The 20,140-nt window shown below is 55.5% G+C and carries 22 protein-coding genes and 1 other annotated feature; of the genes, 8 read left to right on the top strand and 14 right to left on the bottom strand.

Annotation, left to right across the window (positions count from 1 at the left end; all coding sequences use genetic code 11):
• Positions 1 to 240: 240 nt before the first annotated feature.
• Positions 241 to 528: a hypothetical protein gene (locus tag D7M11_RS34710; RefSeq protein WP_120751855.1), complete on the bottom strand. Its 288-nt coding sequence runs from the start codon at positions 526 to 528 to the stop codon at positions 241 to 243.
• Between the two features lie 133 nt (positions 529 to 661).
• Here D7M11_RS34710 and D7M11_RS34705 point away from each other — a divergent pair, with 133 nt between their 5' ends.
• Positions 662 to 1,645, top strand: coding sequence for a metal-dependent hydrolase (locus D7M11_RS34705; protein ID WP_120751854.1), 984 nt, complete (start codon positions 662 to 664; stop codon positions 1,643 to 1,645).
• 112 nt (positions 1,646 to 1,757) lie between these two features.
• Here D7M11_RS34705 and D7M11_RS34700 read toward each other — a convergent pair whose 3' ends face one another.
• Complete coding sequence (locus tag D7M11_RS34700; RefSeq protein ID WP_120751853.1) at positions 1,758 to 1,985, bottom strand: alpha/beta-type small acid-soluble spore protein; 228 nt, start codon at positions 1,983 to 1,985, stop codon at positions 1,758 to 1,760.
• Positions 1,986 to 2,274: 289 nt separating this feature from the next.
• Here D7M11_RS34700 and D7M11_RS34695 point away from each other — a divergent pair, with 289 nt between their 5' ends.
• On the top strand, positions 2,275 to 2,463 hold the full coding sequence (locus D7M11_RS34695; RefSeq protein WP_120751852.1) for a DUF5325 family protein: 189 nt from the start codon (positions 2,275 to 2,277) through the stop codon (positions 2,461 to 2,463).
• A 59-nt stretch (positions 2,464 to 2,522) separates the two neighbouring features.
• Here D7M11_RS34695 and trpS read toward each other — a convergent pair whose 3' ends face one another.
• On the bottom strand, positions 2,523 to 3,506 hold the full coding sequence (trpS, locus tag D7M11_RS34690) for a tryptophan--tRNA ligase (protein WP_120751851.1): 984 nt from the start codon (positions 3,504 to 3,506) through the stop codon (positions 2,523 to 2,525).
• A gap of 53 nt (positions 3,507 to 3,559) precedes the next feature.
• Positions 3,560 to 3,821: a binding site (T-box leader), on the bottom strand.
• Between the two features lie 16 nt (positions 3,822 to 3,837).
• Complete coding sequence (rpmG, locus tag D7M11_RS34685) at positions 3,838 to 3,987, bottom strand: 50S ribosomal protein L33 (RefSeq protein WP_120751850.1); 150 nt, start codon at positions 3,985 to 3,987, stop codon at positions 3,838 to 3,840.
• 275 nt (positions 3,988 to 4,262) lie between these two features.
• Here rpmG and D7M11_RS34680 point away from each other — a divergent pair, with 275 nt between their 5' ends.
• The 3 genes from D7M11_RS34680 to D7M11_RS34670 all read left to right on the top strand — a co-directional run bounded on the left by D7M11_RS34680 (position 4,263) and on the right by D7M11_RS34670 (position 6,823).
• On the top strand, positions 4,263 to 4,730 hold the full coding sequence (locus D7M11_RS34680) for a MogA/MoaB family molybdenum cofactor biosynthesis protein (RefSeq protein ID WP_120751871.1): 468 nt from the start codon (positions 4,263 to 4,265) through the stop codon (positions 4,728 to 4,730).
• Positions 4,731 to 4,890: 160 nt separating this feature from the next.
• A complete protein-coding gene (locus D7M11_RS34675; RefSeq protein ID WP_120751849.1) occupies positions 4,891 to 5,847 on the top strand; it encodes an aldose 1-epimerase in 957 nt (318 codons plus the stop codon).
• Between the two features lie 16 nt (positions 5,848 to 5,863).
• Positions 5,864 to 6,823 (top strand): carbohydrate kinase family protein, encoded by a 960-nt coding sequence (locus tag D7M11_RS34670; protein ID WP_120751848.1) that lies wholly within the window; start codon positions 5,864 to 5,866, stop codon positions 6,821 to 6,823.
• Between the two features lie 131 nt (positions 6,824 to 6,954).
• Here D7M11_RS34670 and D7M11_RS34665 read toward each other — a convergent pair whose 3' ends face one another.
• Positions 6,955 to 7,464: a hypothetical protein gene (locus D7M11_RS34665; RefSeq protein ID WP_240041438.1), complete on the bottom strand. Its 510-nt coding sequence runs from the start codon at positions 7,462 to 7,464 to the stop codon at positions 6,955 to 6,957.
• A 155-nt stretch (positions 7,465 to 7,619) separates the two neighbouring features.
• Between D7M11_RS34665 and D7M11_RS34660 the strand changes: the two genes are divergently transcribed.
• Complete coding sequence (locus D7M11_RS34660) at positions 7,620 to 7,850, top strand: alpha/beta-type small acid-soluble spore protein (RefSeq protein ID WP_120751847.1); 231 nt, start codon at positions 7,620 to 7,622, stop codon at positions 7,848 to 7,850.
• A gap of 115 nt (positions 7,851 to 7,965) precedes the next feature.
• Here D7M11_RS34660 and D7M11_RS34655 read toward each other — a convergent pair whose 3' ends face one another.
• From D7M11_RS34655 to D7M11_RS34635, 5 genes are all read right to left on the bottom strand, one after another.
• Positions 7,966 to 9,285 (bottom strand): neutral/alkaline non-lysosomal ceramidase N-terminal domain-containing protein, encoded by a 1,320-nt coding sequence (locus D7M11_RS34655; RefSeq protein ID WP_120751846.1) that lies wholly within the window; start codon positions 9,283 to 9,285, stop codon positions 7,966 to 7,968.
• Between the two features lie 191 nt (positions 9,286 to 9,476).
• Positions 9,477 to 10,499, bottom strand: a complete 1,023-nt coding sequence (locus D7M11_RS34650; RefSeq protein ID WP_120751845.1) for an SGNH/GDSL hydrolase family protein — start codon at positions 10,497 to 10,499, stop codon at positions 9,477 to 9,479.
• A 35-nt stretch (positions 10,500 to 10,534) separates the two neighbouring features.
• The gene (locus tag D7M11_RS34645) at positions 10,535 to 11,473 is read right to left on the bottom strand and encodes a Gfo/Idh/MocA family protein (protein ID WP_120751844.1); all 939 of its coding nucleotides are present in this window, start codon (positions 11,471 to 11,473) and stop codon (positions 10,535 to 10,537) included.
• A complete protein-coding gene (locus D7M11_RS34640; RefSeq protein WP_120751843.1) occupies positions 11,470 to 12,774 on the bottom strand; it encodes an enolase C-terminal domain-like protein in 1,305 nt (434 codons plus the stop codon). The genes D7M11_RS34645 and D7M11_RS34640 overlap by 4 nt, the downstream gene beginning before the upstream one ends.
• The gene (locus D7M11_RS34635; protein ID WP_120751842.1) at positions 12,771 to 13,787 is read right to left on the bottom strand and encodes a Gfo/Idh/MocA family protein; all 1,017 of its coding nucleotides are present in this window, start codon (positions 13,785 to 13,787) and stop codon (positions 12,771 to 12,773) included. The genes D7M11_RS34640 and D7M11_RS34635 overlap by 4 nt, the downstream gene beginning before the upstream one ends.
• Before the next feature lie 274 nt (positions 13,788 to 14,061).
• Here D7M11_RS34635 and D7M11_RS34630 point away from each other — a divergent pair, with 274 nt between their 5' ends.
• Positions 14,062 to 15,504: an extracellular solute-binding protein gene (locus tag D7M11_RS34630; RefSeq protein WP_120751841.1), complete on the top strand. Its 1,443-nt coding sequence runs from the start codon at positions 14,062 to 14,064 to the stop codon at positions 15,502 to 15,504.
• Positions 15,505 to 15,621: 117 nt separating this feature from the next.
• Here the strand turns inward: D7M11_RS34630 and D7M11_RS34625 are convergent, their stop codons facing one another.
• The gene (locus D7M11_RS34625) at positions 15,622 to 15,993 is read right to left on the bottom strand and encodes an O-methyltransferase (RefSeq protein ID WP_120751840.1); all 372 of its coding nucleotides are present in this window, start codon (positions 15,991 to 15,993) and stop codon (positions 15,622 to 15,624) included.
• Positions 15,994 to 16,444: 451 nt separating this feature from the next.
• Complete coding sequence (locus tag D7M11_RS34620; protein ID WP_120751839.1) at positions 16,445 to 16,669, bottom strand: hypothetical protein; 225 nt, start codon at positions 16,667 to 16,669, stop codon at positions 16,445 to 16,447.
• Positions 16,670 to 16,921: 252 nt separating this feature from the next.
• Here D7M11_RS34620 and D7M11_RS34615 point away from each other — a divergent pair, with 252 nt between their 5' ends.
• Positions 16,922 to 18,187: a methyl-accepting chemotaxis protein gene (locus D7M11_RS34615; protein WP_338042536.1), complete on the top strand. Its 1,266-nt coding sequence runs from the start codon at positions 16,922 to 16,924 to the stop codon at positions 18,185 to 18,187.
• 79 nt (positions 18,188 to 18,266) lie between these two features.
• Here the strand turns inward: D7M11_RS34615 and D7M11_RS34610 are convergent, their stop codons facing one another.
• Both D7M11_RS34610 and D7M11_RS34605 read right to left on the bottom strand, forming a co-directional pair.
• Positions 18,267 to 19,526 (bottom strand): extracellular solute-binding protein, encoded by a 1,260-nt coding sequence (locus D7M11_RS34610; protein WP_240041440.1) that lies wholly within the window; start codon positions 19,524 to 19,526, stop codon positions 18,267 to 18,269.
• A gap of 20 nt (positions 19,527 to 19,546) precedes the next feature.
• Positions 19,547 to 20,056: a type 2 periplasmic-binding domain-containing protein gene (locus D7M11_RS34605; RefSeq protein ID WP_120751836.1), complete on the bottom strand. Its 510-nt coding sequence runs from the start codon at positions 20,054 to 20,056 to the stop codon at positions 19,547 to 19,549.
• Positions 20,057 to 20,140 lie beyond the last annotated feature (84 nt).

Raw genomic sequence — 20,140 nt, 5'->3', positions numbered from 1 at the left:
ACAAAACAGGGAGGGGAGAAGCCATAGATTTACATGCTTAAAATAATGGACTATCCAATCATTTCAGGGCCGGCCAAGACTCCGGCTTTCTTTCGCGGGAGCACCGCAGCCTCAAAAGCCCAGTTCCGCTTTATGAGGTTATTTTGCCGATAAGCCGTGACCGGACAAGCGTCGCCGTCCATACAATGGCCGAGTAAAACGATTGTACAAAGGGCAGCCGGCGATGAAGATTCTACCGGATCAAACCCGCGTACTTCGAAAATGCCAAACGTGCACCTTTTCGAGCCCCCCAGGCACAAATTCTGCCAGTTCGGACCAAGGAGCAGCCGGATTGTGCAGCCGGGCCGTTTTGAACGAGCGGTATTCTTCCTCCCCGACGTTCAGCCAGAGCTCGACGAACAGGCTTGCCTGGTCGGAAGCTTCATAATGCGTCATGCGAGGATGCTGGAAGCGGATCTGTTTCACCCAGCTTAAGTATGCGTCGCGTTTTTCCGGGAACACTTTATATTCGACAAAAACGATTTCCATGAAGATCACCTCGGAATCTAAGTTTAGGCTTCCCGCGCTGCTGTAGGCGCGCGAGTTTTGTTTTAAATCGTTTTTTATTTTACCGTTTCTCGTGTTATGATAACAGGGAAGACCGATGAGGAGGAGACAACTTTTGGATACAGGCACGCATCTGGTAGTCGGACTCGGTTTGGCCGGACTCGCTTATGTGGACCCCGCCGTGGCCTCGGACTCCCTACTTGCAACCGCCGTCTTGATCGGCACCGTGCTCGGCTCGCAAGCCCCCGACCTGGACGGACTTTTACGTTTTCGCGGCAATGCTTCCTACATCCGCAACCATCGCGGGAAGTCGCACAGCTTGCCGGCCGTGGCCATCTGGACCGCGCTCATTACGCTGATGCTCGCCATCTTGTTTCAGGGCGCTTCGGTCATGCATATCGCCTTGTGGGTTTTTATCGCCGTTTCGTTTCACGTATTCAGCGACCTGTTTAATACGTACGGCACTCAGGCGATGCGGCCCATAACGGAAAAATGGATATCATGGAACATCATTCATATATTCGATCCGTTCATCTTTACGAGCCATTTGATCGCCATTTTCATGTGGTCCGTGCATCTGGCTACGCCGAAGCAAATTTTCCCGGCGCTCTACGTGCTGATCGCCCTGTATTACGTATGGCGAACGCTCGTACATGCCGCGATAGGCCGGCGCATCAAGCTGCAGGACCCGCAGTACGATCCGGGCCACCAGTATATATGGATTCCGACGATTCATCTGTACTCCTGGAACGTCGTCAAACGAACGGCTCCGGGCGATTACACGCTCGGCGAGTTCCGCGGAGGCAAGCTGCGCTGGGTCGACAAGGCGCACTGCCACAGCCACCCGGCAATCGACGCCTCCAAGAATCATCCGGACGTTCAGGCGTTCCTGTACTTCACCTCGACCGCCTGCGCGGAAATGAAGGAGCATTCATGGGGCTACGAAGTACGCTGGACGGACGTCAGGTACCGTCATCGCAAGCAATATCCGTTCGTAGCCGTTCTCCTGATGGATAAACAGTACGAGCCGATCGACTCTTATGTCGGCTGGCTGAGCGAAGGACGCGTGGAGAAAAAGCTGAAGATCAGCACATATTGATATCTGCAGCCCCCTACCCGGGGGCTTCCTTGTGGCTGCTTTCGCGGTAGGCAACACGCAAAAGCCCAAGGGCGTTCACCCTTGGGCTTGTTCGTAGACAAGAATCGATTGCTTAGCGAGTCATCCCGCCGGACAATTGTTGCTCGGCGATTTGCACCAGACGGCGAGTGATGTGTCCGCCAATGGAGCCCGCGTCGCGAGTAGCCATGTAGCCCATGTAGCCGTCTTGCGGAATTTGGATGCCCAGCTCTTGAGCTACTTCGTACTTCAGTTGATTCAGGGCTCCGTTTGCTTGAGGAACTACCAAAGAGTTGCTGCTGCGAGATTGACCACTTGCCATAGTAGGTGTGCTCCTTTCAATCTGCGAACTGTTTGTGTGTGATGTATTTTGCAAGCTTGCAAGCTTATTATGTTTCGATTAACGATTAATATACATCCGATTCATGAGAAATTTAAAAGGCAGCCGATCGACCCGATTTCACTAACCTTTGAAGTCGATTTCATTACAAGCTTTATCGGAACTACCGTTCCAACTGACGAGTAGAGACCTTGGACCTTGGGGTCCGTCCCGGTCATCAGCAGGTCCGTAATTCCGTCAAGGCTTCTGAATAAAAGGAGAACTTAAACCCATGAGCCGCCTTCTATCGTTACTGTTCGCCCTCGTCGGCACCGGCCTGCTCGTCGGCATCGCCGCCGCTATCAGCTACGGCAATATCGCAGCCGTTTGGTTATGCTCCATCGGCTCGATAGCCTTTATCGGCTACGGCTTTTCGCTCAAGGCGAAGCTTCGACGCAAAAAAGAGACTCCGTCCGAATGACAGAGCCTCTACCTCACGTTAGCGAAGGTCCGACCATCACCGGACCTTCTTTTCTTTTTTTATGGCAGCACAAAACCCATCTTTTGCTTCGCTTCGCGCACGGTACGGTTCGCAATCTCACCCGCCTGCTCGGCGCCCTGACGCAAAATGCGAGTCAGCTCTCCGGATGCGCGAATATCTTTGTACCGCTGCTGGAGCGGCTCAAGCGCGCCAACGACCGCCTCGGCCAAATCTTTTTTGAACGGCCCGTAGCCTTGGCCCTCGTATCTGGCTTCGATGTCCGCTATGGAGATGTCGGCGCAATGCGAGTAAATCGTCATCAGATTGCTCACTTCCGGCTTGTTCGCCGGATCGTATTTCACTTCCCGGCCCGAGTCGGTGACGGCACGGCTAATTTTTTTGCGGATGACGTCCGGCTCATCCAGCAGCGCGATGGAGCTGCCCGGATTCGGATTGCTCTTGCTCATCTTCTTGGAGGCGTCGTCCAGCGACATGATGCGGGCGCCCACCTTAGGGATGTACGGCTCCGGTACGACGAAATGATCGCCGAACCGGCTGTTGAACCGCTGCGCCAAATCGCGCGTAATCTCAAGATGCTGCTTCTGATCGTCGCCAACCGGGACGAGATCGGCATTGTACAGCAAAATGTCGGCGGCCATCAACGCCGGGTACGTGAACAGCCCCGCGCCGACCGATTCCTTGCCGGACGCCTTGTCCTTGAACTGGGTCATCCGCTCCAGCTCGCCCATATAAACGAGCGTCGTCATGATCCAGCCAAGCTCGGCGTGCGCCGGAACATGCGACTGCAGAAACACGCTCGCCTTCGACGGGTCGATGCCCGCTGCGATGAACAGGGCGGCTACCGCCTCCGTTTGCTCGCGCAGTGCCGCCGGCTCCTGCGGAACCGTGATGGCATGAAGGTCGACGACCATAAAATAACATTCGTGATCGTGCTGCAGCTTGACGAAATTTTTCATCGCGCCGATATAGTTGCCCAGCGTCAAATTGCCGCTTGGCTGAATGCCGGATAATACGCGTTTCATGAAGGACCCTCCTGCCGATTTTATCGTTAGAAAAAACAAAAAACCCCCGTTCCGCAAGGGACGAGAGGTCGTGGTACCACCCTAATTCGTTTTCCGAGCGCACGCCAAAAGACGCCGGACGCGGAAAACCTTGGTCGTTCCGGTAACGGGGAACAGCCGTTCCGCCTACTGGACGTGTACGGATTATAACCGACTCGTTCGTTCAGCTTCATGCTCCAGGACCCATTCCGCATTCGCTTCCGCGCCGGTTTACAGCGGCCACCGGCTCTCTGCGGCGGATTACGAATGCGTACTTGCTCCTGTCATTGCTTAGCTGCCTATGCCGCTGCAATTAGCGGGTTTCGCGGTGAAGAGTGTATTTCTTCAGGCGAGGGCAATATTTTTTCATCTCGATCCGTTGCGGATGCGTCTTCTTGTTCTTCGAAGTCGTATAATTGCGATCACCAGATTCGGTGCACGCCAAAGTAACGATAACGCGCATCGTACACACCTCCTTTGTCCGTCGAACGCGAAAAAAGCCGCATGACTGCGGTCGGTCCGCGATAGTTTCACTTATAACAGCATAACATTTATAATACCAGCAATGCCGCAAGTAGTCAATTCCGGAAAAGGACAAGCGAGAGCAATCCATCCGAGATTGCAGGATGTTATAATAAAAATCGACAAAGCATTTTCGCCGGGAGGGTAAAAACAGTGTCTACACCAAACAACTCCGTGGAGGAGCATCGCAAGGAAGCGCCGGTGTCCGTCGCCTGCATGATCGTAACCGTATCGGACACCCGAACGGAGGAAACCGACAGAAGCGGCCGGTTGATGCGGGAACTGCTGGAGAAAGCGGGTCATCCGGTCGTCGCTTACCGGATTGTGAAGGACGAATACGAACCGCTTCGCCGGCTTGTCAAAGAGGCTGCCGCCGACAGCCGGATCGAAGCGGTGCTGCTCAGCGGAGGCACGGGCATCGCCCTGCGCGATACGACGTATGAGGCGGTTCGCGATACGCTGGATAAGGAAATGCCCGGGTTCGGCGAACTGTTCCGCTATTTAAGCTTCGCCGAAGATATCGGCTCGGCCGCAATACTCAGCCGCGCCGTTGCCGGCGTATGCGGCAATACAGCCGTCTTCTCGATGCCGGGCTCGGCGGGCGCGGTCAAGCTGGCGATGACGCGAATCGTCCTGCCGGAGCTAGGCCATGTGATGCGGGAAATTCGCAAAGACCGCAAATAAGGAGGGACTGCTTCCCCCCCCTCCTAGGAACACCTCCCGCAAGGCCGCACTTCCTGCTGTCCCCCCTTGAAGATGCGGCAAAAAAGGCAAATGACAGCGAACCATCGGTTTGCTACAATGAAAGGCGAGAATTTGCAGGCGGAAGGAGCCCGATTGATACATGGCAACAGCACATCAGCGGCAGTGGGACGGAGCTGCCGTATACGTTTTGGAAAACAGCAATTTTACGCTTTCGCTTATCCCGGAGCTCGGCAGCAACGTATACCGCGTATGGGACAAAATCGCCGAAAGAGACGTCGTGCGCGTTCCGGACAGCCTGGATGCCCTTCGGCAGAAACCGGTACACTACGGCATTCCGCTTCTGCTGCCTCCGAGCCGGATTCGCGGCGCTGCGTTTCCTTTTAACGGAAAAACGTACCATATGGAACAAAATACGCCGGACGGCCATCATATTCACGGCTTTGTGCTGAGTCGGCCCTGGCGCGTGACGGAGACGGCCGTGGATGACGATACCGCCTCGATTACGACCGAATTCCGCACGGCGGATTTTCCCGAAGTGATGGGGCAATATCCGCACGACATGACGATCCGGCTGCACACGGAAATCCGCGGCGCCTCGCTCACCCAAACGATCTCGTTCCGCAACGGAAGCGAAGAGCCCGCCCCGTTCGGCTTTGGCACGCATACCTGGTTCCTGCTGGACGGCGAGCCGGAGAAGTGGACGCTCACGCTGCCGGTCGAGGATATCTGGGAGCTCAACGAGAAACTGCTCGCCACCGGAAACCGGTTGGCGCTCGGCAAGTACGAGCTTCTGAACGAAGGACTGAACCTGCAAGGTCAAAATATGGATATGGCGTTTCGCGGCCGCAGCGACCTTCCGGCCGTTGCCGTCCTGTCCAAGCCCGGGTACGCGATCCGGTATCGCGGCAACGAGCCTTTTACCCAGTGGGTCGTATATACGAAGGGCGAAGCGTTTGACATCGTGTGCGTCGAGCCGCTTACGTGGACGCCGGATGCTCCGAATCTGGACGCCGGGTCCGAGTTCACCGGCATGAGATCGATCGCTCCGGGCGAAGAGTTGGTGCTGACGCTGGCACTCGAGATTGAACGCGTATAAGGGAGAGAACATAACGATGAGTTTGAATGCCGCGGTTATCGGAACCGTATTTATCGATTGCAAAGGTTTTGCCCGGGACGCCTATATTCCAACGGGGCGCAATCTCGGCTCGATTCAGTTCGTGCATGGCGGCGTAGGACGCAATGTCGCGGAAAACTTGGCGAGAGCGGGCGTTCCGACCCGCTTCGTATCGTCGGTCGACGCAAGCGGACTCGGCCAGGAGGTCGTGGAGCGGCTGAACGGAATCAAGGCGGATACGCGCTATGTATCGGCGGCCGAGCAGGCAGGCATGGGCATGTGGCTGGCCGTCCTCGACCATGCCGGAGACCTCGCGGGATCGATCTCGCAAATGCCCGATCTGACGACGATGGAGCGCGTGATCGCCGAGTTCGGCGAAGAAATCGTGAAGTCCTCGTCGCACATCATGCTGGAGCTCGATTTGAACGCCGGTATCTCCACATCGGTGCTCGAGCTGGCAACGCGTTACGGCAAGCCGGTTTACGGAATTCCCGGCAATCTCGATGTCGTGCTGAATCATCCGGAACTGATGCGCTCCTTGAGCTGCTTTATATGCAACCATGTCGAGGCGGAGCGTTTGACCGGACTGCCGATTCACGAGCTGGAGCCCACGAAACAAAAAGAAGCGATGCTCGCCTATATGCGCCAAAGCGGCCTTCCGTCGCTTGTCGTCACTTTGGGAGCGGAAGGCTCGCTATACGCCATCGCCGAGACGGAGGAATTCGGCTCGCAAGCTATTTTCCCCGTTCAAGTGCAGGATACGAGCGGCGCCGGCGACGCGTTCTTCTCGGGTACGGCGTTTGGGCTCATGCAGGGCTTGGCGCTGCGGGACGCCATCGTATGCGGAACGAAGGTAGCCGGCTGGACGATCGAATCGCCGGAAAACAACTGCATGCGGCTCGGCGAGCTGCTTGGACAGGACGGGACGATCCAGGCGCTGCTAGGTAGCCGTCCATAACCGGCTTATTGTCGAGCTGTCGTGAACAGGCATAAGGTGATTACAAATGAGAAGAGGCCCTGCTCCTGGGAGAGTCATATCCACGGGATCAAGGCCTCTTTTCGCTTCAAACACCTTTTACAGCGTCCTCGCTATCTCCCACCATCAGCCCCGCCTGCGCTATGCTTCAGACGGGCTACAAGCTCCTTCACAACCGGAACCGTATCGGCAAAATACGGGTTGTAGTCGAGCGGCTCGACAAAAGCAAGGAATCGCTCGCCCAGCTCCAGCAGCTGTGTCCGGCATTCGTCTGCCGATATCCGGTACGTTTCGTGCTCGCGGTACGTTCCGTCTTCCGCCTCTTCCACGAGCGTCCACTCCGACTGGCCGCCTCCCGTATGCTTCACCCGGAACGAATAACCTCTGCATTCCGGGTCGCCGCAGCCGCAAACGAAAAAGGGCATGCGCCGCCACTCGTTTGCGGGCGCCCAGCGATACGGCTCCATCTCTTCCAGTCCGCTCAGCAGCAGCGCCGGCAGCCCGACATCGATGCACAGCGGCTCCTCGATGACCGTCTCCCCATCGATCGACAGCAGCACGTCGGCCTGCACGATCTGAAGCCCGCTGTCGAACGACATCCCGCTCATGCGCAAATTAAACACGTCAAGTCCCCCATTTCATCCGGCAAATTTCGTTCCATTTCGACCATCCGGTTCAGCCCCTTTGCACGGACGAAGCCGATGGTCCAAATTTCCAATTTGTTCCCCGAGTATAATTTGATTTTTTGTTCATACTACCATCATCGGAGGTGATAAATATGGCAGCAGGACAAAGTCGTTCCAGCAACTCTCTCGTCGTTCCCCAAGCTTCGGCAGCTTTGGATCAACTGAAATACGAGGTTGCTCAAGAACTGGGCATTCAAATCCCTCAAGACGGCTACATGGGCTTCATGGCTACCCGTGACGCCGGCGCAATCGGAGGCCACATCACCCGTCGCCTCGTGCAAATCGCCGAGCAGCAACTGAGCGGAAGCCAATTTACACGCTAAACCCACCCATACTTAACGGAAAAACCCGGCTTACGCAGGAGATCCTGCGGAAGCCGGGTTTTCTAGTTCCACGACTATACTTCATTATACCACGATCACGCAGCGGCCCCCAAGCTCACTGCGGATCCGGCTCAGCCCCGTCTCTTAGCCCTCGCAGCAGTCCGAGCGCGCATTCCACGAACAGATCGCCGGTCTCCTCCTGCAGCCGGTTGTTGGACGTAATACGCGGCTCATAGCCGCCCAACCGGTAGGACTCGCGGGTGCATACGTAAGTACCGACTATGCCGTTGCAGAGCTCGTTGATCAGCGTCAGACTATACGGGGAGCTTGCCTTGATGCTCAGCCCGAACTCGACGAACATTTCCGCCGGCAAGCCGACGACCGCCGCATCGCCAACCGCGATCGTTTGAATCTCCGCCTCCGTCTCCCCTTCTCCGCGCCTCGCGGCTTCCAGCAGCTCCAGCGCAAAGTTGTACTCCGCATTCGTTTGCGGCAATGTCGCGATCGCATCGTGCGCAGCCTGAATCTGCTCCGCAGACGGCTGCCGATAACGAAGCCAGACCGTTTCCTTCCGCTCCTCCACCTTCGCTTCCGTACTTGTTATAATTTTCTCCCGCACCTTCAGCACTTCGCCGGCCAAAATGCGCCCCATTTTGATATAGTGCCGGGAAGGCTTGGCATAGTCTTCCAGCCGCCCGCCGATTACGTCGTAATGGTTGATATTGCCGCTTGCTCCCATCATGAACAGGCTGACCGTTTGCTCGCCAAGCGCTCTCTTCAAGACGGCGGACAGCTCCCCCGGAAAATCGGCGCAATATAAGGTTCCTCCGACGGTATCCGTATGTACCGCATAATTCGTTACGACTCCCATCGGGCGTCCTTCCGCATCGTCAATCCGGATAACGCCTACTTCCGGGTCGATCGGTCCGGCCGGCCTGACGACATCTGGATTGCGAAGCCCCGGATTCGTCCGCAGAGTACCGTCCTTCATGAAAAACCGGCGATGAAAGGCAATGCCCGTCTCATGCCCGGTACCGAAGCCGATTCTCGCTTCGCGGCGGGTCCGGTAAGCGATCGTAACCGCGTCAGCCGCTTTTTTGGCCAGCCAGTCCAGATAAACCGGGTCCGACTTCAGGAACGTCGTATCGGCAACGGCCGGCCCCGTATGCGTATGCGTCGCCGAAACCATGACCCGTTCCGGGGGAATATCGGTCATAGCTCCGACTCTGCCCCGGATGCTCTCGACTACGCTTCTTGGCACCAGTATCGTATCCAACACGACAAAAGCAACGGCGCTCCCGTCTTGATCGACGACAAGCGCCTTGGCATACAAACGATCGATCACCCCGGTCGATTTCCGGTCTGTAAAATAGCCGGGCATTGTGCTTCCGAGAGCAGGGGTAATATCAAGCTCGCTTACTCCGCATAGCAGCATGGCTTTCGTCACTCCTATTCGTTTACGTAGATATCAGTTCTATCATAAGGGCTGGGACTCGTGAAATCTTTGGATAAACGGATTGAAAGTTTGTACTTTTGGTTATTTCGAGACAAAAAAACAAAGAGCCGATCCGCATCGCCGTCGCGGCGCGGATGACTCCTGCTCTTGTTATGGCTTTGCCGTCGCTCCTACGGCTTCAGCCAGGCGTACATAACGTCCGCCATCTGATGATAACCTTCCGGCGCCGGGTGCACGCCGTTGCTTTGACGCAGCTCCGTCTGCCCGCTGCGGGCATTCGCCGCAAGCAGCTCCATCGGCATGTTATGAGCCGTGTCGATCCCTGTGTGCAGCGCGATCAGCTCGATACCGGACTGTTCCCGGGATGCGAAAAGGCGAAGCAGCTCGCGGTTCCATAGGAACCATTTGCGCTTGTACCGCCTGCGGCTTTGCAGCGTGCCATAGCTTTTGCCGAAGCTGTCTTGCATCCGGGACGGAGGAATCGCCATCATGAGGCCAATGCGCGCCTCCGGCTGATACCGCTGAACGTCCCGAATCATCTCCTCCAGCATCGGCATCGCTTGCCCAAGCAGTCCCGACATGCCGTCCTCTTCGCTCGCATGGAACACATCGTTAATGCCGAGATGAATGCACACGTCGTCCACCCCGGCGTACGCGTTCGTTTCCATATAACGGGCAAAATCGAACTTGCCGTCGAACAAAAACGGGCTTTCCGCATGACCGCAGTAGTCCGCCACCTTCCACCCGCCCCGGCCTTCGTGCCGGTTCAGCCCGGTTCCCCGGGTACCAAGAAGCGATAGGCCGGCGCGGTCTAGTGCAAACAGCCGGAGCAGCTCCTCTGTGTAGCCCCCCGCCGCCGTCGTGCTGTCCCCGATAAACAGGACGCGCCGGTTCGGCCCCGGCGGCGACTCGGCCTCCTTGACCCGGACGAGCGTGCTCGCCGAAGCGAGCCGCACTCCCTCTTCCGAATAAACCTCGACCGTGAGCGGATAGTCGCCGGACTTGTCCGGAACGCACGACCAGCGGTCGTTACGATGCCGCCCGATGGAAGTGATCAGTTCGAAGTCGTAACGCGATGCTTCGCCGGCGATCAAGTTATCGAAATATACATTGACTTCGCGTCCAACTACGGCCGGAATGACCGGCGGCAGCAATAAATCGTACGGCCGGAAGGCGCGGCTGCTCTCATTCATACGAACACTCCTTTGGCTGAAACATGGATAGTATCCTATTTCGCCGCCGGGAACTTCAATTCCTTGTACGAAACGGCAAAAGCTGCGCCGTCATATCCTGCGTACGACTCGGGGATTTCCGCGATGGAGACGGCCGCTCCTCCCTGCTCGTAAGACAGATTGGCCGCGATCGCCGCCAGCTCGACCTCGATCAGCTGCCCGATCGGCAGCGGCGCAGGCGCCTCGCCGGCGAAATAAGGCAGCGTCGCCTCCAGCAGCCCGCGATACAGCTTGCGGTTGTCCACGTGGATATAGTCGGCCCGCTTCTGTGTGACGACATTCGCGTAGAACGGCAAATATCCCGCCGTTTTGCCGACGCTGACGACGCCAGCCCGACCGTCTTCCCACGTCAGCTCCATTTGCCGCTGGCCGCCGGAGCCGCCAAGAGCGCGTACCGAACGGACACCCGGCCCCATCAGTCCATGGAGCAGCGAGTAGGCGTGAATGCCGTAGTTAAACTCGTCGACGGCGCAGCCCGCCAGCGCGTATACCCATTCTTCCTTTGCAATGCCGTGCTCGTGCCAGCCGCGCACTTCCGGGCAGTACCGCAAAGCCGAACCTCCGGTAATACGCGCCCCCTCTTCGACCCACTTCACGATTTGCCGCAGATCGCGGACGTTGCCGGCGAGCGGCTTATCGATAAATACCCCTTTGCCTGCTTCGACGAAAGGCCTCGCCCGCTCGACATGCACATCCCAATTGCAGCTGTGAATGATGGCCATGTCAACAAGCGGGACAAGCTCCTCCAGTGTATCGCACACGGAGGGAATTCCGTTGTCGCCGGCAAACTTCGCCGCATAGCCGTCCGGGTATATAGCTCCTCCGTCATTTACGGCAACTACCTCGTGTCCCATCTCCCGCAGAATCGGCAGGAAACTGCCGGGATGGGATGTGTCCAAATCGACGAGACCGATACGCAGCTTTGTCTGGCTCATTCTGGTTGTCCTCCTTTGAATAGCGACTCGTAGCGGCTTCCCGCCTCCAGAGCGCCTCCGTTCGTTTCATAAAAGGTTTCGCTTAGCCGGTAGATCCCCCGCTGAGCCTCGATCCATTCGGCTCCCGCAAGCGGGTGCCAGCTTTTCATCCGCTCCCAGTTGCGGTAGTTTTGGTGGCCGTTCGTTTCAATGACGCCGACCTTCAGCCCGGGCAGCGGAGCGAGCCTCGCAGCCAAATTTTTATTCCAGTCGGCGAGCAGCGGATTTGCCGTCAGATCGGCACAAAAGCAAGGAATGCCTTTATCCGCGGCCAGCTTCGCAACCTTGAGGCTCATGCTCATCGTTTTCGCCACCGGCTTAAGCGCCATCGCTCCGTAGCCGAGGTCGATCCGCTCGAGCGCGTCCTTCGTGTCATGAACGCTTTCGTCGGCGGCGAGCCGGACCGGAACGTCCGTTACATCAATCTTCGTCTCTTCCGGGAACGGCTCCTCGAACAGGACAATCCGTTCCAGAGCGCCGATCCGGTCGGCATGGTCCAGCAGGCGAAGCAGACGGTCCTTGCCGTCATACCGGCCGTTCGCGTCCAGATAATAGGCGATTTTGCCGCTGACCGTATGCTCCGTTTCGTACCGCGAAGCGATTGCATGAATCTGCTCCAACCTGCGGCAGTCCCATTCCAGCATTTTATCCTGGCTGCCGTCCTGGTCCGGATCGGCGCCAACTTTAATTTTCAGCAAAAAGTACCCGTCCGCCAGCATTTGTCCGATATCGGTTTCGCTCATGCCGTACGGGATAAGCGGAATGCTGCCGAGCTTGCTCTGCCGCTCCGCGAGCGCGGACCGGTATTCCTCCGGCACAAGCTCCCCGAAGCGTTGCCCTTTGCTGCGGGCGTACAATCCCCATGAGGCATGATCCACCGTTACGAGCGCATTCAAGGCGAATGTGCTTCTTAAGTCGGACAGACCGCTCGATTTCCTGCCGAAAGCGAGCACGCCCGGATAAACTCGCTCCAGCAGCTCAAACGGCGACGCGAACTCGGGCTCCGCTTCGATCAAGCCAAGCGCATGACCGGTCATATCCGCCATCAGCTTATTGCCGCTCGCCTCGCCATCGCGGACGAACAAACGCGCATCGGACCATAACACGCTCTGCACGCCCGCACCGAGCCCCGAACGGCCGCTGTCATCACGCAGCAGCGTAACGGATTGCCAAAGCTCCGACAAATAGGCGCCCTTGAAGCCGAACGGGGACAGAAGCGGCTCGTTCACGACCGCATGCTGTGCCTGGGCAATCCGAATCATGCCTGCACCTTCCCGTTCCCGGCGGAAACGGCCTGCTCTACGACAGCTTTGATCGGCTCCGGCTTGCCGCTGCGCAGCGATTCAAACGCTTGCAGCACCATGAGCGTGGCGTACAGCCCGTCGATATGGTCGATCGGCGCAGGCGTATCCTCCTGCAAGCAGCGCAGAAACGCTTTGTTTTCTTCCAAAAATCCGGATTCCGTGCCGTGGAATACTTGCGTTTCCTTGCCGGCTTCCTTGTATGTCAGCGTCGTCAGCCGATCGCTGATCGTAATCGATTTATTTTCGGCGAACAGCTGCATGAAAAATTTGCTCGTCAGCGGCGGGCATCCGGCATCGCCTTGGACCAGATTGCCGGCAGCCCCGTTGTCGAAGCGGAATACGGCGACCATATTGTCAACGACGCCGCTCGGCTGATAATAGTTGCTTCCGGCCGCATACACCTCTACCGGGTCTCCACCGGCGACAAAGCGCAAAATATCGGCGGAATGGCAGCCTTGGCTGAGCACATTGCCGCCGCCTTTAACCGGGTCGTTTGCCCAAATCGTATCGCCCCAGCGGTTATCCACCATTTGCATGGTGACCATAACCGGCTGCGGGATGAGCTCCTTCGCTTTCCACAGCAGCTCGTAATACCGCATTTTGAACGCCGTAAACAGCTTTTTGCCGCTGCGGACAACCGCATCGCCGATCCGGAGGCAGTCCTCGGTCGTCATCGCCAGCGGTTTTTCCACGAGCACGTGTTTGCCGGCCTCCAGAGCGCGGATGGAATACTCCGCATGCGTATCGTGCTGGGTCGTCACATAAATGGCATCGATCAACGGGTCGCTGAAAAACCGATCCACATCCGTCGTCGCATAGTCGCCGCCGTACTGCGCCAGCAGCTTTTGGGCATTCTGCTCGAACACGTCGCAGTACGCTCTGATTTCCATTCCTTCGATTTGGGCGATACAATCGGCGTGTGTTTTTCCAAGATTGCCGCAGCCGATAATGCCTACTTGAATCGTTTTCATCCGTAGTCGCTTCCTTTCGTCTCGACGCTTCGCGCCTGCTTACGTTCTGCTGTACATATTCGCGAATAATGTGCATCATTATTATAACTGATGTATATCTTGATGTATAACTTCGCTATTATCATACATACGGTTTCAATTTGCTGTCAATACGTTTTTTTGGAGTCTTTTTAAGCTGTGCCTCCCCCCACCTGTACATCACATTGCTGTACAAATAGTTTGGAATCCGTTATGATGAGAACAACAATAGAACGATTCGGAAAGGTTGTACATCATGAAAGACACTTCCCCCGACAAACCAAGCCGCAAAACGTTCGACACCCGACTTCAGCGGATGATCGACCGGATTCGTTCCGACATCTGGAGCGGCGTGTACGGCCCCGGCGATTTTTTGCCTGCGGAGAAATCCTTAACCGAGCAATTCGAGCTGAGCAACAAATCGGTGCGCAAAGGACTCGAGTCGTTAGTGGCGGAAGGGCTTATTGTGAAAATCGATCGCGTTGGCAGCCGCGTCACTGATCACGTCCCTGGCGGGGCTACGATCACACTCGGCTACACGCATTCGATCGAGCGGGATATCGCCCTCTCGGCGCTGCTGGACGATTTCCAGTCTCTGCATCCTTACGTGCGCGTCAAAACGCTCGAGATCAAGTCCGTCTCGAGCTATATAGCAACCGCTACCGAATATATGGATAACGGTTTGGTTGATGTGTTTACACTGAATAATCAAGATTTCCAGAACATCGTCGACAGCGGGGAACGGCTGCGGCTGGACAGGCTCCCTCCCGATCCGGGTTTATACCGGTTCGCTCAGGCCGCTTTCGAGTGCGAAGGGGAGCTTCATGCCAGACCCCTTGTGTTCTCCCCGATTATTTTGGCCTATAACCGCGCCCATTTCCGCGAAAGCGGGGTGCCCGAACCCGACGGCAGCTGGACATGGGAGGACGCCGTCCGGCATGCGGCCCAGCTTACGAAGCCGGGCATCCGCCATGGGCTTTACTTTTATTTGCTCTCGGACAATCGCTGGCCGGCGTTTTTGCTGCAGAGCGGCGAACGTTTCCGTCCGGAGCCGGACGGGAGGCTCCGGCTCGCCGGAAGCCGGCTGCTGGACAGCGTCCGGTTATGCCGAAGCCTCATAGCGAACCGCGATATATTCCCGAACTACTTGTCCGAGAACAGCGACGATGTAAACGAGCTTTTCATGCAAGGCAAAGTATCGATGATCATGACCAACTATATGACCATAAACGATTTCAAAAATACCGATCTCGACTACGACATATCGCCGCTTCCGTATTTGTACGAGCCTAGATCGCTGATGAACGTTATCGGGGCTGCCGTATCCGCCAAGTCAAGGCATCCGGAGGCCGCCAGACAGCTCGCCGATTACTTCGCCTCTCCAAGAGCGCAGAAGCTGATCCGGGAGCGGACGCTCAGCCTTCCCGCCCACAAGGAAACGGCCGAGCTGCCCGGATACGGCGAGGACGGCATGAACCGCCCGTCCCGGTACTCCTTGTTCCGCGAAATTATGGCCTCCTACCGGCTTCATCGCGAATTGGGCTTGACGACCTCCTCGTTCAGCGCCTTCCGGCAGCTGCTGAAAAAATATTGCTCCGGACTGATCGACGAGGAGGAGCTGTGCAGGCAAGCATCGGCACTCCCGTTTCCCTCCGATCCAAGCGCGCTGTCCGGCTCCCCTTCGACCGGCGGCCGGTAGTATACCGGGTGCGGCGGGCGACCGGGCAGGCTGAAGGCGAATTCCGCCCGCACATGCCAAAAAAGCTTGGCGCAAGGGGCGCCAAGCTTTTTGGAGTACAATAAAGGATAAATAAAATTAGTTCGTCTTCCGCATAAGCAAATTCGACATATTGTAGTTGGATTCAAATTGAACGCTTGTATAAAGCTTGTTTTGGCGCAAAGTGAAATCCAGATCGATCTCGCCATGCGTCCAGTTCGTCTTGTACTTCAGCGCATCAAGAGCCATCTTCAGAAAGGATCGCTGCTGAATATTCGAAAGCCCCGCTCCCTTCGGCTCGAACTTTCCGTCCGTTCCCTCAAGCGGCAAATGACGTACTCCGAATTTCCCAATCACGTTGTTTCGGATCTGAACGAATATCGTTCCGGAAGACAGCTCGGACAGCTCTGGATGTAGTTCCTTAAATACGATGTCCAACTGTCTGGCTAAAGACAGCTGATCAAAATACATGAATTCCCTCCTTATCGAATATTTTACAATTATGGGGTAAATGTCATGGTGCTTAAGTCACATTATACTGATAATTCTCGCATCTTTCAACATAAATTTACAATTTTATCCGCATTTTTGGTCAATTAGGCCTAAAAACGCGGTTTTTCGCCAATCCTCTCCAATCCCCCGGAATCGTGTCGATTGTCCGCCCGGGTTTTGGCGCTTCTCGTCTTCTGGCCATTTACCCGAGCAAACGGCAAATAACCCCACAAAGTGGAGTCTGGGATTCGAAGCTGGGTGCTCCCCCGAAAGTTCTAATAATAGCTTTGACCGATGACAGTCGAGAAGCGCATTCGTGATTAGGGGTAAGGGGTAGCTATTATTGCGAGAGCAGACTAGCTGCTCCGACGGATTAAGCCACAAGCGTCACGTCACTTTCGGGGGGAATCGGCAAGCGTGAATAAGGCTATCACGATCCGAACGGAACATAGGCTTCGCCGCGAATTTCCAGCAGCTTCGAAATCGGAATGCCGGTGTTCTCATGAACATCGAGCATCGTGCTCCGCGGATTCGTTTTCAAATATTCGCGCACGGTCAAATAATAGCGGTCATGCACGTCCTGACATTCGGTGCAGTAGGGCGACTTTTGCCGCAGGTACAGATTGCCGCAATGCTTGCAGTTGTCGAGCGCCATATTCATCCCTCTTTCCTTGTCGCATCTTGGAAGTTACCCTCAAAAATAAGAAGCGGTCCTCGCCGGGATCTTCGCGCAAATCCTCATGCTACAACTGTTCGAGCCAATGCGTCGGTTTATGGGGGTAATTATAGACATTGTCGAACAAACGTCCAAGGGCCGATAGCCCCATTTGTTTCATAAGACGATAGACCGATAAGATTCGACATGATATAATCGAAAAAGCACAAATTATGGAAGAGCGGGGGCTTTATGATGATGAACTGGTTCGATGCGCTGTCATTTAAACGAAAACTGCAGTTCGGGTGTTATACGATCGTCGCGGCTTTCTCCTTGCTTACGATCCTGCTTTCCCTTTTTTCGGGCGTCTCCTTCGGAGCTTCCCTTCTTGCCGTGCTAGTTCTCTACGGTGTCAGCATCCCTTTTGTCGGGTGGCTTGAGAGAGCGCTTACAAGTCCGATCGAGAGCATGTCCCGCATCGCCCTTAACATCGCCAAAGGCGACTTTTCCATGAAGGTCCAGATCGAATCGAACGACGCGCTTGGCGAGCTCGGCAAAACATTCAATCAGATGATCGACAAACTGCGCGGCATTTTAAACGAAACGACCGCCATCACCCGCACCGTCGTCGATACGACCCGCGAAGGAGGCGACAAAAATCGACTTCTGAAGGACGTCATGAATCAGGTTACGTTATCGTCGGGCGAGCTTGCGGCCGGCTCGGTAAAAATTACGGAAGAAATTGCGGATATGTCCGCGGAAATGAAAGTCATCGAGCAGATGGTCGCCTCTTATGCGAAATCGGCCAAGGAAATGAACGAGATGTCGGAGTCGATGATCCATTTCGTGCAGCAAGGGCAGCAAGCGGTAGTCAGCCAGAACGACGGAATGAAGCGGAACGTGGAGGCGACCAAAACCGTCTCCGAAACGATCGACCTGCTCGCCCGGCAGGCGGGCGGCATCTCGCGCATTACGAAGTCGATATCGGATATAGCCGAGCAGACGAACCTGCTGTCGCTGAACGCCTCGATCGAAGCGGCCAGAGCCGGCGAGCACGGGAAGGGCTTTGCCGTCGTCGCCCAGGAAGTGCGCATGCTGGCCGAGCAGTCGACCTCTTCGACGAAGGAGGTGTTCGATCTCGTACGCCGCATCGAGCACGGCATCGGGCTTGCGCTGGAGCAGATGTCCGTCAACCAGGACATCGTGCGCACGCAGACGGTACATATCCAGGAGACGGAAGCGATCTTCGCGCAAATCGTAACGAGTATCGAGTTTATCGCCGAAACGATTTCCCGGTTCGCCGCGGAAAGCGATAAGATGCTGGACAGCGCGAGGACGATCTCGGCCACGATGGAGAGCATCGCCGCCATTACGCAGCAATCGGCCGCGGGAACGGAGGAAGTTTCCGCCAGCATGAACGAGCAGATCGGCGTCGTTGATGCTCTGGTCCGGCAGTCCGAGCAGATGATGCAAACCGCCGGCCAGCTTCAGCGGACGATTCAAATCTTCAAGCTGTAGTTCGCACTTTCCTTCGCCGGAGCGCTCTTCCTTTACGGAACTGCTTTCCGTTTAGGAAGAGCGTGCCTCCGTGCGCTCCTTAATCCTGCTTCACCGACTTGAGTTGAGCTTGGCCTTCAGCTTGGATTCGCTCCAGTGCCTCTTTCGCCGAACGCTCACCTTTCATGACCGCTTCCGCCTCGCGATCGACGATTTTGTTTAAGGCGCTCGTAAACGATTTGGGGATGTTTTTTAATCGTATATCCTCGTCATCCCCAAACGTATCCATTTCCAATCGGTAAAACGGCTCCAGGGAAACATTGCCCTTTTCCTTGCTATAAGCGATTCGCGTCGGCAAAGACCGGAACTGCACCTTCGCTATCTCTTCGCCATTGACAAATTTGACGATTTCCCATGCCAGCTCCGGGTTGGATGCGTTCGCATATATCGAATAAATTTCGTTTAAAACGATGGATTGGTTAATGCTGCGATCTTGCGAATTGGAAGGACTTGATATGATCCCCCACTTCAGCGCGTCGCCTTTAGTGCCCAATAGCGTTATGTAGCCCGAGTCGCCATACGTCATAGCCGCTTTGCCTTCGAGGAACAAGTCGCTGGGGTTGGTATAAATCACTCCTTTTTTATTCGTTTCGACAACGGTTTGAAACAGCCGCAGCCATGTTTCCGAATTCAAATCCAGCTTCTCTCCCGCAGCATCATAATACCGAAGATGCTCCGCCCGGGCTTGCAGCGAAAGCTGATTGCTAATTCCTCCCCAATATCGGAAGCCGTATACGCGATCCTTCCCTTCTTCAACCGGAAAACGCGCGGTCAACCGGTAAAGCTCCTCCCAGCTCATTTGGTCCGTCGGGTATGGAACCCCATATTGATCAAACAGCTTGATATTGTAATAAATAGCGGAGCCGATAAAGGTAGGCGCCAACCCGTACATGCTTCCGTTGCCCAATTTCTCCAAATAACGGACGACGGAGCTGCGCATATGGTCTACATCGAACTTGTCTTTGGAGATCAGCGCTTTCAAATCCCTTAGCGATCCTTGTTCAATCATGCTCGCCAGCACGCTGGGGCTCCACGTAACAACAATGTCCGGATTCGCTTCGTCAATTTGTTTATCGATATGGTCGAGATCCGCCAAATCGAGAGGAAGGACCTCGAAGGTAATATTCGGAAAATGAATAGGCAATATTTTGCCTACGGATTCGTAGTAGCTTTTCGGGTTCATGACCGCAATTTTCACGTTTCCCGCAAACTTTTCGGCTTCCGATTCGGATTGGCCCTTGCAGGACGCGAGTCCGAGCGAGAGCAACAGAATCAGACCAAGTAAAAAGCTGTTTCTCATCAACGGTTCTTCCGCTCCTTTCATTTTTCAATGTGTTGCAGCAATAACCCACCACCTTGCTCCTGTATAGCTTGGATCGCCTCCGACACCGTTTGTCGATTGCCCAGCACATCCGAGATTGCTTTGTTTAACAAGTCATGGAAAGCTTGCAGGAAAACTGGTGGAAGCTGTACAGGACTAACGACTCTTTCTTCCGTGTTTAGGGAATAAAAGGCTTTCAGGTTTCTCCCCTTGATATCGGGCAAATATTTCATCCGCACAGGTAACTTCCCGTCAAACGTTAAAGCAGCCGTGTTTGTTTTAGCCATAGCATCGCTATTTAGAAACTGAACGACTTTCCATGAGTCCTCCGTTTGGAGCGTGCCGGAATAGATGGAATAGATGGAGTTGAATTGAACAAGACTGGAAGGAAGCTTGTTTTCGCTAGCGGGCAATGGCGCCAGATCCCAGTCTATGTTCGTTTGGAGACTGGTCATTTCATTTGACAGATTGTAATATGAAGTGCGACAGCTAAAAACAAAGAAGCCCATGAATGGATTCGTGTAAAATGGAAGTCACCACAACACCATTTTTCACAGGAGAACCCAACATGAGCTACTCCCATCTTAGCATAA

The sequence above is a fragment of the Paenibacillus ginsengarvi genome (assembly GCF_003626695.1).
GTDB lineage: Bacteria > Bacillota > Bacilli > Paenibacillales > NBRC-103111 > Paenibacillus_AB > Paenibacillus_AB ginsengarvi.
Note: the sequence above shows the minus strand (reverse complement) of the source record. Positions and strands in the feature narration are given on the sequence as shown.

Excerpts from the sequence above, each read along its gene's own strand:
- D7M11_RS34710 (WP_120751855.1), bottom strand. The coding sequence starts at position 528 with ATGGAAATCGTTTTTGTCGAATATAAAGTGTTCCCGGAAAAACGCGAC.
- D7M11_RS34700 (WP_120751853.1), bottom strand. The coding sequence starts at position 1,985 with ATGGCAAGTGGTCAATCTCGCAGCAGCAACTCTTTGGTAGTTCCTCAA.
- D7M11_RS34695 (WP_120751852.1), top strand. The coding sequence starts at position 2,275 with ATGAGCCGCCTTCTATCGTTACTGTTCGCCCTCGTCGGCACCGGCCTG.
- trpS (WP_120751851.1), bottom strand. The coding sequence starts at position 3,506 with ATGAAACGCGTATTATCCGGCATTCAGCCAAGCGGCAATTTGACGCTG.
- rpmG (WP_120751850.1), bottom strand. The coding sequence starts at position 3,987 with ATGCGCGTTATCGTTACTTTGGCGTGCACCGAATCTGGTGATCGCAAT.
- D7M11_RS34680 (WP_120751871.1), top strand. The coding sequence starts at position 4,263 with ATGATCGTAACCGTATCGGACACCCGAACGGAGGAAACCGACAGAAGC.
- D7M11_RS34675 (WP_120751849.1), top strand. The coding sequence starts at position 4,891 with ATGGCAACAGCACATCAGCGGCAGTGGGACGGAGCTGCCGTATACGTT.
- D7M11_RS34670 (WP_120751848.1), top strand. The coding sequence starts at position 5,864 with ATGAGTTTGAATGCCGCGGTTATCGGAACCGTATTTATCGATTGCAAA.
- D7M11_RS34660 (WP_120751847.1), top strand. The coding sequence starts at position 7,620 with ATGGCAGCAGGACAAAGTCGTTCCAGCAACTCTCTCGTCGTTCCCCAA.
- D7M11_RS34655 (WP_120751846.1), bottom strand. The coding sequence starts at position 9,285 with ATGCTGCTATGCGGAGTAAGCGAGCTTGATATTACCCCTGCTCTCGGA.
- D7M11_RS34650 (WP_120751845.1), bottom strand. The coding sequence starts at position 10,499 with ATGAATGAGAGCAGCCGCGCCTTCCGGCCGTACGATTTATTGCTGCCG.
- D7M11_RS34645 (WP_120751844.1), bottom strand. The coding sequence starts at position 11,473 with ATGAGCCAGACAAAGCTGCGTATCGGTCTCGTCGATTTGGACACATCC.
- D7M11_RS34640 (WP_120751843.1), bottom strand. The coding sequence starts at position 12,774 with ATGATTCGGATTGCCCAGGCACAGCATGCGGTCGTGAACGAGCCGCTT.
- D7M11_RS34635 (WP_120751842.1), bottom strand. The coding sequence starts at position 13,787 with ATGAAAACGATTCAAGTAGGCATTATCGGCTGCGGCAATCTTGGAAAA.
- D7M11_RS34630 (WP_120751841.1), top strand. The coding sequence starts at position 14,062 with ATGAAAGACACTTCCCCCGACAAACCAAGCCGCAAAACGTTCGACACC.
- D7M11_RS34625 (WP_120751840.1), bottom strand. The coding sequence starts at position 15,993 with ATGTATTTTGATCAGCTGTCTTTAGCCAGACAGTTGGACATCGTATTT.
- D7M11_RS34620 (WP_120751839.1), bottom strand. The coding sequence starts at position 16,669 with ATGGCGCTCGACAACTGCAAGCATTGCGGCAATCTGTACCTGCGGCAA.
- D7M11_RS34615 (WP_338042536.1), top strand. The coding sequence starts at position 16,922 with ATGATGATGAACTGGTTCGATGCGCTGTCATTTAAACGAAAACTGCAG.
- D7M11_RS34610 (WP_240041440.1), bottom strand. The coding sequence starts at position 19,526 with ATGAGAAACAGCTTTTTACTTGGTCTGATTCTGTTGCTCTCGCTCGGA.
- D7M11_RS34605 (WP_120751836.1), bottom strand. The coding sequence starts at position 20,056 with ATGGGCTTCTTTGTTTTTAGCTGTCGCACTTCATATTACAATCTGTCA.